At 66.3% G+C, this 13,098-nt stretch carries 13 protein-coding genes; 11 read left to right on the top strand and 2 right to left on the bottom strand.

From position 1 onward, the window contains the following. Positions 1 to 6 precede the first annotated feature (6 nt). From OR16_RS12260 to OR16_RS12245, 4 genes are all read left to right on the top strand, one after another. Complete coding sequence (locus tag OR16_RS12260; RefSeq protein WP_006158282.1) at positions 7 to 651, top strand: amino acid ABC transporter permease; 645 nt, start codon at positions 7 to 9, stop codon at positions 649 to 651. 59 nt (positions 652 to 710) lie between these two features. Further along, positions 711 to 1,439, top strand: coding sequence for an amino acid ABC transporter ATP-binding protein (locus OR16_RS12255; protein WP_006158281.1), 729 nt, complete (start codon positions 711 to 713; stop codon positions 1,437 to 1,439). Positions 1,440 to 1,505: 66 nt separating this feature from the next. After that, positions 1,506 to 2,306, top strand: coding sequence for a transporter substrate-binding domain-containing protein (locus OR16_RS12250; RefSeq protein WP_006158280.1), 801 nt, complete (start codon positions 1,506 to 1,508; stop codon positions 2,304 to 2,306). A 59-nt stretch (positions 2,307 to 2,365) separates the two neighbouring features. Then, entirely contained in the window at positions 2,366 to 3,934 is a 1,569-nt protein-coding gene (locus tag OR16_RS12245; RefSeq protein ID WP_006158279.1) for a UxaA family hydrolase, read from the top strand. A gap of 102 nt (positions 3,935 to 4,036) precedes the next feature. Here OR16_RS12245 and OR16_RS12240 read toward each other — a convergent pair whose 3' ends face one another. After that, entirely contained in the window at positions 4,037 to 4,819 is a 783-nt protein-coding gene (locus OR16_RS12240) for a GntR family transcriptional regulator (protein WP_043419467.1), read from the bottom strand. 104 nt (positions 4,820 to 4,923) lie between these two features. Between OR16_RS12240 and OR16_RS12235 the strand changes: the two genes are divergently transcribed. From OR16_RS12235 to OR16_RS12215, 5 genes are all read left to right on the top strand, one after another. Next, positions 4,924 to 5,706, top strand: coding sequence for an SDR family oxidoreductase (locus OR16_RS12235; RefSeq protein ID WP_006158277.1), 783 nt, complete (start codon positions 4,924 to 4,926; stop codon positions 5,704 to 5,706). Positions 5,707 to 5,783: 77 nt separating this feature from the next. Continuing rightward, positions 5,784 to 6,716, top strand: coding sequence for a 3-keto-5-aminohexanoate cleavage protein (locus OR16_RS12230; RefSeq protein ID WP_006158276.1), 933 nt, complete (start codon positions 5,784 to 5,786; stop codon positions 6,714 to 6,716). A gap of 90 nt (positions 6,717 to 6,806) precedes the next feature. Continuing rightward, the gene (locus OR16_RS12225; protein ID WP_006158275.1) at positions 6,807 to 8,126 is read left to right on the top strand and encodes an MFS transporter; all 1,320 of its coding nucleotides are present in this window, start codon (positions 6,807 to 6,809) and stop codon (positions 8,124 to 8,126) included. 271 nt (positions 8,127 to 8,397) lie between these two features. Continuing rightward, the gene (locus OR16_RS12220; protein ID WP_006158274.1) at positions 8,398 to 9,765 is read left to right on the top strand and encodes an MFS transporter; all 1,368 of its coding nucleotides are present in this window, start codon (positions 8,398 to 8,400) and stop codon (positions 9,763 to 9,765) included. A gap of 37 nt (positions 9,766 to 9,802) precedes the next feature. Further along, entirely contained in the window at positions 9,803 to 10,669 is an 867-nt protein-coding gene (locus OR16_RS12215) for an alpha/beta hydrolase (protein ID WP_006158273.1), read from the top strand. Positions 10,670 to 10,759: 90 nt separating this feature from the next. Here OR16_RS12215 and OR16_RS12210 read toward each other — a convergent pair whose 3' ends face one another. Beyond that, positions 10,760 to 11,311 carry a glutathione peroxidase gene (locus tag OR16_RS12210; protein ID WP_006158272.1) on the bottom strand — a complete coding sequence of 184 codons (552 nt, stop codon included), beginning with the start codon at positions 11,309 to 11,311 and terminating at the stop codon, positions 10,760 to 10,762. A gap of 284 nt (positions 11,312 to 11,595) precedes the next feature. Between OR16_RS12210 and OR16_RS12205 the strand changes: the two genes are divergently transcribed. Continuing rightward, entirely contained in the window at positions 11,596 to 11,865 is a 270-nt protein-coding gene (locus OR16_RS12205; RefSeq protein WP_006158271.1) for a MoaD/ThiS family protein, read from the top strand. Between the two features lie 43 nt (positions 11,866 to 11,908). Further along, positions 11,909 to 13,063 carry a WD40/YVTN/BNR-like repeat-containing protein gene (locus OR16_RS12200; protein WP_006158270.1) on the top strand — a complete coding sequence of 385 codons (1,155 nt, stop codon included), beginning with the start codon at positions 11,909 to 11,911 and terminating at the stop codon, positions 13,061 to 13,063. The last annotated feature ends 35 nt before the right edge of the window (positions 13,064 to 13,098 follow it).

Genomic DNA, 13,098 nt, shown 5'->3' with positions numbered 1-13,098 from the left:
AGCATCATGTCCAGCCTTTCCCTGGATCAAGTCTTGTTTATCCTGCGCGGCGCCGGCTGGACGCTGTTGCTGTCGGCCATGGGCTTTATCGGCGGCGCGCTGGTGGGCCTGCCGCTGGCGCTGGCGCGCAGCCGCGGCGGCCGCGTGCTGCGCACGGCCACCGGCGCCTTCGTGCAGCTGGTGCAGGGCGTGCCGCTGCCGGTGATCATGTTCGTGGTGTATTTCGGCATCAGCGTGGGCGGCTTCGACCTGCCTGCGCTGGTGGCCGCCGGCATCGCCATGACGGCGTATTCCAGCGCCTACCTGGCCGAGATCTGGAAGGGCTGCATCCAGGCCGTGCCGCGCACGCAGTGGGAGGCGGCCGAGTGCCTGGCGCTCACGCCGCTGCAGCGCGTGATGCACGTGATCCTGCCGCAGGCCACGCGTATCGCGGTGGCGCCCACGGTGAGCTTCCTGGTGCAGATCGTGAAGAACTCCTCGTACGCGGTGGTGATCGGCTTCTTCGACCTGACCTATTCGGCACGGGTGGTGAACAACTCCACCTTTGAGCCATTCGTGGTGTTTTCCATCGCGGCGGTGCTGTATTTCGCCATCTGCTATCCGCTGTCGACGCTGTCGTACAAGCTGGAACGGCGTTTCAAGCGGGTTTGAAAGCAGGCATGAAAGCGGACCCGAATCAGCGAGAACCAAAAGACATCATGGAGACAAGCATGGAAGACATCGTCCGCTTCGACAAGGTGAGCAAATCCTTCGGGCAGGTGGAAATCCTCAAGGGCGTGAGTTTCTCGGTGCGTGCCGGCGAGGTGGTGGCGCTGATCGGCCGCAGCGGCTCGGGCAAGAGCACGGCCCTGCGCTGCATCAACGGCCTGGAACGCGTGAGCGGCGGCGCGCTCCATGTATGCGGCCGCGCCATGCACGACGCCAACGTGCCGCTGGGAGCGCTGCGCAAGGAAGTGGGCATCGTGTTCCAGAGCTACAACCTGTTCCCGCACCTCACCGTGGAAGAAAACGTCATGCTGGCGCCGCGCAAGGTCAAGGGCATCGGCAAGAAGGAAGCGCGCGAGCTGGCCATGCATGTGCTCAAGCAGGTCGGCATGGAAGCGCGTGCCGGCTACTACCCGGAGCAACTGTCCGGCGGCCAGCAGCAGCGCGTGGCCATTGCCCGCTCGCTGGCGATGCGCCCGCGCCTGATGCTGTTCGATGAAGTCACCTCGGCGCTGGATCCCGAGCTGACCGGCGAGGTGCTCAAGGTGATCGAGCGGCTGGCCGAAGATGGCATGACCATGGTGCTGGTCACGCACGAGATGGCGTTCGCGCGCTCGGTGGCGGACCAGATCATGTTCATGCACCAGGGCGTCGTCTGGGAAGGCGGCAGCGGCAAGCTGCTGGATGAACCATCGACGCCGGAGCTCAAGCAGTTCGTCGGCAACGGCCTCTGATTTCGCGATAGCTGTCTACTGGCCCGCACGACTCAACCTACCCAACCTACCCAACTGAGACACCCCATGCACATCAACCGCCGCCGCCTGCTCGGCTCGCTCGCCGCCCTGCTGCTCGTTGGCGCATCCGCCAGCGCCTGGTCCGACACGCTCGATACCATCAAGCAACGCAAGAAGATCCTGGTCGCCGTGGATATCGGCGCGCCGCCCTACGGCATGCTCGACGCGCAGGCCAAGCAAAGCGGCTCGGATGTGGAAACCGCCCGCCTGTTGGCCAAGGACCTCGGCGTGGAACTGGAGATCGTGCCGGTGACCGGTCCCAACCGCGTGCCCTTCCTGCTGACCAGGAAGGCGGACGTGGTGCTGGCTTCGTTCTCGGTCACCGACGAGCGCAAGAAGGTGATCGACTTCTCGGATCCCTATGGCGTGATCCCGGTTGTGGTGGGCGGGCCTGCAAAGTCCAGCCTCAAGAGCTTTGCCGACCTCTCCGGCAAGACCATCGCCGTCACGCGCGGCACCACCAGCGACCAGGAGCTCAGCCGTGGCGCCAAGGAAGTCCCGGGCCTGAACATCGTGCGCTACGAGGACGACGCCACCACCAACACTGCGGTGGCCACTGGCCAGCAGGACTACCTGGCCGCGGCTATCAGCGTGATTCCCGCCGTGAAGAAGAGCAATCCCACGCGCGACCTCGAAACCAAGTTCGTGATGAAGTCCTATCCCTATGCCATCGGCCTGCGCAAGGGCGATACCGCGCTGAAGAACTGGCTGGACGGATGGGTCAAGGCCAACCTGAAGAACGGCAAGATCAACGACATCTACAAGCATTACTTCGGCATCGGGCTGCCTGAAGACATGATCAAGTAAAGATCAAGCACGGCCCGCAAGCACTGGCAGGGCGACCAACACACCGCGAGACATTCCCCATGACAACAGACCCCCTTGCCGCCACTCCCGTGCAGGCCCCGCGCACCTCCCGCACCATCCGCCTGCATCCTGATGACGACGTGGTCATCGCGCGGGACCAGATGGTGGCCGGCACGCAGGTCGCCGACGAAGGCGTGACCGTGATCGGGCTGGTCCCGCCCGGACACAAGATCGCCACCCGTGCGATCGCCAATGGCGAGGCGGTGCGGCGCTATGGCCAGATCATCGGCTTTGCCAGCCAGGACATCCGCGCCGGCCAGCACGTGCATACGCACAACCTCGCCATGGGCGACTTCACGCGGGACTATGCCTTCAGCGCGGAGGCCCGCGTGGTGCAGCCGGCGGCGCAGCCGGCCACGTTCGACGGCATCAAACGCGCCGACGGCAGCGTGGCCACGCGTAATTACATCGGCATCCTGACCTCGGTGAACTGCTCGGCCACGGTGGCGCGCGCTATCGCGGACCACTTCCGCCGCGACATCCATCCGCAGGCGCTGGCCGCCTATCCCAATGTGGATGGCGTGGTGGCCCTCACGCACGGCGTGGGTTGCGCGGTCGATCCGCAGGGCGAGGGGCTGGCGGTGCTGCAGCGCACGCTGGGCGGCTATGCGTGCCATCCCAACTTTGCCAGCGTGCTGGTGATCGGGCTCGGCTGCGAAACCAACCAGATCTCCGCGCTGCTGGCCACGCAGGGGCTCACGCACAGCGACCGGCTGCAGACCTTCACCATTCAGGACACCGGCGGCACGACCAAGACCATCGCCCACGGCATTGCGCTGATCAACGCGATGCTGCCGAAGGCCAACGCGGTGGAGCGCCAGCCGGTGCCGGCGCACCATCTGGTGGTGGGCCTGCAATGCGGTGGCTCGGACGGCTACTCGGGCATTTCGGCCAACCCGGTGCTGGGTGCGGCGGTGGATCTGCTGGTGCGCCATGGCGGCACCGCGATCCTCTCCGAGACGCCGGAGATCTATGGCGCCGAGCACTTGCTGACGCGGCGCGCGCAAACGCCGGAGATCGGCAGGAAGCTGGTGGCGCGCATCCGCTGGTGGGAGGCCTATTGCGAGCGCCACGGCGCCAGCATGGACAACAATCCCTCCGCCGGCAACAAGGCGGGCGGCCTGACCACGGTGCTGGAAAAATCTCTGGGCGGCATTGCCAAGGGCGGCTCCACCAATCTCGCCGAAGTCTACGAGTACGCGCAGCCGGTCCGCGTGCGCGGGTTGGTCTTCATGGACACGCCGGGCTATGACCCGATCTCCGCCACCGGGCAGGTGGCCGGCGGCGCCAACCTGATCTGCTTTACCACCGGGCGTGGCTCCGCCTATGGCTGCGCGCCATCGCCCTCGGTCAAGCTTGCCACCAACACGGCGCTTTGGCAGCGCCAGTCGGACGACATGGACCTGAACTGCGGCACGGTACTGGACGGCGGCGCCACCATCGCCGAACTGGGCGCGGCGTTGTTCCAGCTGATGCTGGACACGGCTTCCGGAAAGCGCTCGCGCAGCGAGCTGCATGGCTACGGACAGAATGAGTTCGTGCCCTGGCAACTGGGGGCGATTACCTGAATGTGGATGGTTGCCCGGGCGTGCCCGGGCAACCGCCGGCGCGCAGTGCGATGCAGGTTGCCGGCGAGGCGGATCGGCTGGATCGCCATGCGCCTGGCCTGCTCAGACCGTTTTGCGCCCACCGCTCGCGGCCGCGCGGCGCGCAGTCTTCGCGGCTGGCTTGCCCGCGTCGGGTACCGGCTCATCAAACGCATCGGCCGCCAGCAGCACGCCCGCCGAGACGATGTACTCCGCCGCGCTTTCAATATCTCCCTGCAGCGCGGCCCTTGCCGCAACGCCATCCCTGCGCTTGAGCGCCGCAACCAGCCGTGCGTGATGATCGACCGCCACCTGCTCGCCCACGCGGCGCGAGCCGGAACGCAGGTCGTGATTCAGGATCGGGCCAATGCGCAGCCACAGCGCTTCAATCATCTGCAGCAGGATCGGCATGCCGGCGCCCTTGTAGACGGCGAAATGCAGTTCCTTGTTGACGGAGATCAGCTTTGAGCTGTCCGGCCTGGATCGGGCCATCTCTTCCGCGAAGCGGTCATGAAGGGCCGTGATCTGCACGATCGCGGCGTCGCTCAGGTGCTCGGCCGCCTGCTCTGTCGCCAGTCCTTCCAGGTTGACCCGGATGCTGGTGATTTCCCCGAACTGGCTCACGCTCATGATCGGCACGCGCAGCGCGCGGTTCGGTGTCAGTTCCAGCGCCTGCTCCGCTACCAGCCGATGCACCGCTTCGCGCACCGGCATCACGCTCACGCCCAGCGCAGCGGCGGTGCTGCGCAGCGAGATTTGTTCGCCGGGCATCATGTGGCCGCTGATCAACAATTCTCTCAATTGCGCGTAGACGTCTCCACTCAACGTCTGGCGCTTCAAAGGGGTCACAAGTTCGGGTAAGGACATGCGGAAATCATAGCACATAGGGTATTCCCGATTTGAGATCTGTGATCACAGATATAACATGGCGGCCATGGAGGCATATCGCCTCATGCATGGAGCCGACGGATATGTGGAATGACAACGCTCTCGCGGGCAAGCGAGTCCTGGTGACCGCTGGCGCCGACGGCATCGGGCTGGAAATCACGCGCGCTTTCGCGCAGGCGGGCGCCAACGTGCTGGTGTGCGATGTCCAGGGCGCCAGCCTGGAGCGCCTCGCGGCCGAGTTGCCGGCGGTGCATGGATGCCGGGCCGATGTGGCGAGCGAGGCCGATGTGGCGGCGATGTTCGAGACCGTCGATCGCACGCTCGGCGGCCTCGACATTCTCGTGAACAATGCTGGCGTGGCGGGCCCCACCGGTGGCGTCGAGACCCTGACCTTGGCCGATTGGGAGCGCACGCTCGCGGTCAATATCACCGGCCAGTTCCTGTGCACCCGCCTGGCCGTGCCGCGCCTGCGCCAGGGAAACAGCCCCGCCATCGTCAACCTGTCGTCGGCTGCCGGCCACCTCGGCATGCCCGGGCGCTCGGCTTACTCGGCGTCCAAATGGGCGGTCATCGGATTCACCAAATCGCTGGCACTGGAACTCGGCGCGGATGGCATCCGCGTGAATGCCATCCTGCCCGGCGCGGTCGATGGCCCGCGCATCCGCGCGGTCATCGCGGCAAAAGCCGAGGCGTTGGGCAAGCCCCTGGAAGACGTCACGCGTGCCTACACCTCGCAAGCGGCGCTCGGACGCATGGTGACGGCGCGCGACATCGCCAACATGGTGCTGTTCGCGTCCAGCGACCTGGCCGCCAACGTCACCGGCCAGGCGCTGGCGGTCGATGGCCTGACGCAAGCCCTGAGCTGATCGCACCGTCCGCGCGGCACGAAGAAGCCGCAAACCGCAAACCGCAGACCGCAAACCGATTTCACACGGAGCCCGTCATGGCAGCCCGATCCAAAGCCATCATCACCTGCGCCCCCACCGGCGCGATCCACACCCCCAGCATGTCGCCGTACCTGCCGGTGAGCGCCGACGAAATCGCCACCGCCGCCATCGACGCGGCCAAGGCAGGCGCGGCCATCCTGCACCTGCACGCGCGCGATCCGAAGGACGGCCGCCCGTCGCAGGACCCGGAGCTGTTCCGGCCTTTCCTGTCGAAGATCAAGGCGGCCACCCATGCCGTGATCAACATCACCACTGGCGGCAGTCCCCACATGACGGTAGAGGAGCGCATGCTCCCCGCAACGACCTTCAAGCCGGAGCTGGCCTCGCTGAACATGGGCTCGATGAACTTCGGCCTGTTCCCGATGCTAGATCGCTTCAAGGAGTTCGCGCACGAATGGGAGCGCGAGCATCTGGAGAACAGCCGCAACCTCATCTTCAAGAACACCTTCAGCGATATCGAAAACATCCTGAAGATCGGTAATGCCAATGGCACGCGCTTCGAGTTCGAGTGCTACGACATCAGTCACCTGAACAACCTGAAACACTTCCTGGACCGCGGCCTGGTCAAGGCGCCGGTGTTCGTGCAGTCGGTCTTCGGCATCCTGGGTGGCATCGGCGGCGATCCGGAAGACCTGATGCATATGCGTCGGACCGCGGACCGGCTGTTCGGCGACCAGTACCGCTGGTCGATCCTCGGCGCAGGCCGCAACCAGATCCCGCTGGCCACCATCGGCGCGGCGATGGGCGCCAACGTGCGCGTCGGCCTGGAGGATTCGCTGTGGATCGGCCCCGGCCGGCTGGCGGCGTCGAGCGCCGAGCAGGTGCGGCGCATCCGCAGCGTGCTCGAGGCGTTGAACATCGATGTCGCGACGCCCGACGAGGCGCGCGAGATTCTCGGCCTGAAGGGCGCGGCGAACGTGGCTTTCTAGAGGCCGGAGCCGCAAGACGACATGCGGACGCAGGCGCCCCTTGATGCCTGCGCAACACAAAACAGATACCGCCGACAGGAGACCCAGGTCATGTCTACCACCTATGTGCAAACCGCGCGAGAAGCGCCGCTGGCCGATCAGCGCTCGTTGAACGCGCTGTTGTTCAGGAAGCTGATGCCGCTGCTGGTGCTGGCCTACGTGATCAGCTTTCTCGATCGCACCAATATCGCGCTGGCAAAGAGCCATATCGCGGTCGACCTGGGCATCTCCGCGGCGGCCTATGGACTGGGCGCGGGCCTGTTCTTCCTCAGCTACGCGTTGCTGGAGATCCCCAGCAACCTGATCATGCACAAGGTGGGGGCGCGCTTCTGGATCACCCGCATCATGATCACCTGGGGCTTGCTGTCCGCAGGCATGGCCTTTGTCAGCGGCGAAACCTCGTTCTATGTCATGCGCCTGTTGCTGGGCGCGGCGGAAGCGGGACTGTTCCCGGGCGTGATGCTTTACCTGACCTACTGGTTCGGCCGCAAGGAGCGGGCCCGCGCGACGGGATACTTCCTGCTGGGCGTGTGCATCGCCAACATCCTCAGCGGACCGCTCGGCGGCGCGCTGCTGCAAATGGACGGCGTGCTCGGCTGGCGCGGCTGGCAATGGATGTTCGTGCTGGAAGGGCTGCCCGCGGTGGCGTTTGCCTTCGTCGTTTGGAAGAAGCTGCCTGACGGCCCCGCGAGCGCGACCTGGCTCTTGCCCGAACAGGCCCGTGAGGTGGAACGCCGGCTGGCGGCTGAGCAAGCCGAGGAAGCGGCCGCCGGGCACGTCGGGCATTCGTTCCGGGGCTGCCTGGCCGATCGCCAGATCTGGCTCGCGATCTTCGTGTACTTCTGCCACCAGATCAGCATCTACACCGTGATCTTCTTCCTGCCGGGCATCATCGGCACCTACGGCAAGCTGTCGCCGCTGCAGATCGGCATGCTCAACTCCCTGCCGTGGATCGCCGCGGCCGTCGGCGCCGCGGCGCTGCCGCGCTTCGCCAGCAACCCGCAGCGCTGCCGCCGCATGCTGATTGCGGGGCTTGCCGTGATGTCGGCCGGCCTGCTGCTCGCGGCCTATGCCGGCCCGGTGGTCGCCATGGTGGGCTTCAGCCTGACGGCATCGATGTTCTTCGTGGTGCAATCGGTCATCTTCCTCTTTCCGTCCTCGCGCCTTGCCGGTGTGGCGCTGGCGGGCGGGCTGGCGCTGGTCAACACCTGTGGGCTGGTCGGCGGATTCATCGGCCCGTCGGTCATGGGCGTGATCGAGCAGACCACGGGCAGTACGAAGAACGGCCTGCTGATCATTGCGGGGATGCTGGTGCTTGCCGCGATTGCCAGCGCCCGGCTGCGCCAGGGGCAGGAAGGGAAGTCCGCTTGACCGGTGGCAAGCGCTGCGGCCGGCCTTGATGGCGATCAGCGAGTCGTCCCGCTACAACCGCCCCGCTATAACCTTCTCGCATACCCGCCGCCCGAATTTTCATTATTCCGGCATGTCGCGCCTCCCTACACTGGTTTCCACCAGACACTGACCCGGCAACCCGCCGGCGTTCAAAGATAAAACAGGAGGCGGCGCAAGCCGGCAGGCGTATCCGCGCGGCGCACCCGCGCGGCGTGATGCCGTGCCGGCCTCGCCGCGAGGAGCGCATGCCATGTCCGAACCATCCGCGCTGGATGTCGAACGCTATATCGATGAAGCCGGTTTTACCCCGTTCCACTGGTTGCTGCTCTTACTGTGCTTCCTGGTGATTCTTCTCGATGGCTACGACATGGCGGCGATTGCCTATGTAGCGCCGTCGCTGCTCGAGGAGTGGGGGCTGCAAAAGGCGCAGCTCGGGCCGGCCATGAGCGCGGCGCTATTCGGGCTGGCTTTCGGCGCGTTACTGGCGGGACCGCTTGCCGACCGGATCGGGCGCAAGCCGGCGGTGGTGGTGTCGGTGCTGTTCTTCGGCGCGGGCAGCCTGGCGACGGCGTGGGCGTTTTCCATCGGCTCGCTGACGGCGCTGCGTTTCGCCACCGGGCTGGGCCTGGGCGCGGCGATGTCGAACGCGATTACCTTGCTTGCCGAATACTGCCCCAGCCACCGCCGCACCATGGCGGTGAGCGCGATGCTGTGCGGCTTTCCGCTCGGCGCCGGGGCGGGCGGTTTTTGCGCGGGCTACCTGATTCCGGAGTTCGGCTGGCGCTCGGTGTTGCTGGCGGGTGGCGTGGCGCCCCTGCTGCTGTGCGCGCTGCTGGCGTGGCGCATGCCGGAATCGGTGCGCTACATGGTGCTCAAGGGGCAGCCCGGCGCGCGCGTGCGCGCGGTGCTGGCGCGCATCCGGCGCGAGCCGCTGGCGCACGTGCAGCGCTTCGTGATTGGTGAGAAGGCCGCCGGCGGGCGCTCCGCCGTGATGGCGATTGTCACCCGCCCTTACCGGCTCGGCACGCTGCTGCTGTGGTTCTGCTGCTTCATGAGCATGCTGGTGTTCTACATGATCGTGAACTGGATGCCCTTGCTGCTGAAGGAGGCGGGCTTGCCGGTGCGGCAGTTCGCGCAGATCAGCGCGCTGTTTCCGCTTGGCGGTGGCGTGGGCTCCATCCTGATCGGCTGGCTGATGGACCGGCGCGAACCCAACAAGGTGCTGGCGCTGGTCTACCTCGCCGCAGGCCTGTTGGCGTATGCCGTGAGCCATGCGGTGGGCAATGTCAGCCAGACGGTGCTGCTGGGCAGCCTGGTGTTCATGATGGGCTTTATGTCGGGCGGTGGGCAATCGGCGTTGTCGTCGCTGGCGGCGGGTTTCTATCCCACGCATTGCCGCGCGACCGGCGTTGGCGGCATGCTCGGCATCGGCCGCTTCGGGGCGATTTCCGGCGTGCTGGCGGGAGCGGAGTTGCTGCGCCTGCAGTGGGACGGGGCAAGCATCTTCAGCATGTTGCTGGTGCCGGCATGGCTGGTGTGCGCGGCCTTGCTGCTCAAGTACTACAGCAGCGTGAAGCGCAGGCCGGATGATGGCCTGGTGACGGCGCAGGCGCGTTGAGCCCGGTGGCGGGCGTGAACAGTTGGGGCGGGAGGTGATGGTGTCGGATTTCGATCTCTGGTTCGAGGACTTGCCTGCGCGCAACCGTCTCTACAACGCGCGCGCGTCGGTGGCGGATTTCGAGGCCTGCATGCGCGAGTACGCGGCGCTGTCCGCGCAGGCCAAGGCGCGCTGCCCGGGCGTGCTGGATGTGGCGTATGGCCCGGGCGAGGACGACCGGCTGGATATCTTTCCCGCATCGGCCGCCACGCCTGCGCCGGCGCTGATCTATATCCACGGCGGCTACTGGCGCTCGCAGCGAAAGGAAGATGCGGCATGCATGGCCGCCAGCTTCACGGATGCTGGCGTGGCGGTAGTGGTGCTGGAGTACACGCTGCTGCCGGCGGTGACGCTGTTCGACGTGGTGCGCCAGGTGCGGGCCGCTGTTGCCTGGCTCCATCGCCATGCGGCCGACTACGGCATCGACGCGCGCCGCCTGCATGTGTGCGGGAGCTCGGCCGGCGCGCACCTGGCCGCCATGCTGCTGGCGGACGGCTGGCAGCAGGCATTGGCGTTGCCGCGCGACGTCATCAAGGGCATGGTGGGGCTGAGCGGCCTCTACGATATCCGGCCCTTGTGCGCAACGGATGTGAACGACTGGCTGCGGCTGGACGAGACGCAGGCCGCCGCGCTGAGCCCTGCCTTGCTGCTGCCGCGAACTGGCCCGCAACTGCTGCTGGCGGTAGGCGAGCTGGAAACGCGGGCCTTCGTCCACCAGACGCTGCATTTCCACGCCGCGTGCGCGGCGCGCGGGCTGCCGGTCCGGCTGGTGCCGGCGCCGGGCTTGAACCACTTCAATATCGTCAACGAACTGGGCCGCGCGGACAGCCTGCTCTTTCGGGAGACGCTGGCGTGGATAGCTTGAGGCGGGCCGCAGGCGCAGCCCCCCAAAACAAAAGCGGGCGGTCCTGCAAATCAGGATCCCCCGCTTGTTGTCACGCCAGAATGTAGCCGGTCAACGGCCCTTGCCCAGCTCCGCATCGATCGCTTCAAGCAGGCGCGGATCATTCGCGGCAACGTCCGGCGCGAAGCGCGCCACCACCTGGCCCTCGCGATCGACCAGGAATTTCTCGAAGTTCCACAGTACATCGGTGGCGTTTTCCGGGTTCACGCCATAGCCCTTCAGGCGTTCGCGGAAAGGGCCGTCGCCGATGGCGGCGGGCTGGGCTTCGGTCAGTGCCGCGTACAGCGGATGCTGGTCCGCCCCAAGCACCGAGACCTTCGAGAACATCGGGAAGTGCACGTCGTACGTCAGCGTGCAGAATGCCTGGATCTGCGCCTCGTCACCCGGCTCCTGGCCCTTGAAGTTGTTGGCCGGGAAGCCCAGCACCTCCAGGCCCTCGGCGTGCTTGTCCTGGTACAGCGCTTCAAGCCCTTCGTACTGGGGCGTCAGGCCGCACTTCGATGCCACGTTCACAACCAGCAGCACGCGCCCGCGAAAATCCGCGAGCCGGCTGTCGGTGCCGTCGATGCGTTTCAGGGGGATGTCATACAAGGTGCTCGCCATCTTTGGTCCTTACGGGAGTGGTACGGATGCCATGGAGCCGACAGTATGCAGGCCTTGGAGTTTTCTTGCCGGTGGCTTCCCAGCTTCCCGCGCATGCTGCATTGCAGCGTCAAAGCGTCAAAGCGTCAAAGCGTCAAAGCGTCAAAGCGTCAAAGCGCCACAGCGGCGGCGGCGCCCTCATTGTTGCCACTGAGTGCAACTGCACACCCATTCCCTCGTGGGATTTCCTAAACTGCAAGACACCCGCACTCACGGCCGGCGGTCCCCGCGCTGGCCCTCCCGCCATGCCGCGCCTTGTCTTTGCCTCCGCGATCCAGCGCCATATCCCGAGCCCGGAGCGGGAAGTGTCCGCGGCTACCGTCTGCGCCGCGCTGGAGCTAGCGTTTCGGGAGCAGCCTGAGTTGCGAGGCTATATCCTGGATGACCAGGGCCAGTTACGCCGGCACCTGGCGGTGTTTGTCGATGGCTCCGCCATTCTGGACCGCCGGCGCATGAGCGATCGCGTGGGCGCCAGCAGCCAGATCTTTGTGGTGCAGGCGTTGTCGGGCGGTTGACGGCTTGCCGCTGAAGGCTCGGCGTTCAAGAGTGGAGTTCAGCATGAACGATCAGCTTCTCATTGGCACGCGCAAGGGCTTGTTGATGCTGCGGCGCGACAGCGCGCTCGGCTGGCTGCAGGAGTCGGTGCATTTCCTGGGCGAGCCCGTGAGCATGGTGCTGTCCGATCCGCGTGACGGCGCCTTGTATGCGGCACTTAATCTTGGGCATTTTGGCGTCAAGCTATGGCGGCGCAGGGCGCGCAGCGTGGAATGGGAGGCTTGCGCGGTGCCGGTTTATCCACCTCAACCGGAGCCGGACAAGCCCCGGGAACTGGCCGCGCCGGGCGTACCCATCCCTGCGCAGGCTGCCGATCCCGTGGCCAGCGCGCCGCCAGTGCCGTGGTCCTTGCAGCAGATCTGGTCGATGGAAACCGGCGGGACCGATGAGCCCGGCGTGCTGTGGGCCGGCACCTTGCCGGGTGGCTTGTTCCGCTCCGGCGACGGTGGCGCCAGCTGGGCGTTGAACCGGGCGCTGTGGGACCGCCCCGAGCGCAGCGAGTGGTTCGGCGGCGGCTACGATGTACCCGGCATCCACTCCATCTGCGTGGATCCGCACGACAGCCGCCATGTCACCGTGGCCGTGTCGTGCGGCGGTGTGTGGCAGACCCGGGACGGCGGCAATAACTGGGCCTGCACCGCTGCGGGCATGGTGGCTGACTACATGCCGCCGGAGCGGCGCGAGGACGGCAATATCCAGGATCCGCACCGGCTGGCGCAATGTGCCGGCCATCCGCATGCGATGTGGGTGCAGCATCATGGCGGGATCTTTCGTTCCGGCGACGCCGGCATGCACTGGCAGCGCTTGCATGCCAAGCCGTCGAGCTTCGGCTTTGCGGTGGCGGCGCATCCGCGCCGGCCCAATACGGCGTGGTTCGTGCCGGCGGTGAAGGATGAATGCCGCGTGCCGGTGGACGGCAAGCTGGTGGTCACCCGCACGCGTGACGGCGGGGTCAGTTTTGAGGCATTCTCCGAGGGCTTGCCGGCAGCGCCGTCCTATGACCTGATCTACCGGCACGGGCTGGCGGTGGACCAGACCGGCGAGCGGCTCGCCATGGGGTCCACCACCGGCGGCCTATGGATATCGGAGAATGGCGGGGAGCGCTGGAAGCTGTTCTCGGCGCACCTGCCGCCGATTTACTGCGTGCGCTTTGTTTGAGTTGCCCGCGCGCGCGAGCGACCATCGATTCACCT

The sequence above is a fragment of the Cupriavidus basilensis OR16 genome, from assembly GCF_000243095.1.
Lineage (GTDB): Bacteria > Pseudomonadota > Gammaproteobacteria > Burkholderiales > Burkholderiaceae > Cupriavidus > Cupriavidus basilensis_D.
The sequence above is the reverse complement of the archived record's forward strand: the minus strand, read 5'-3'. Positions and strand labels throughout refer to the sequence as shown.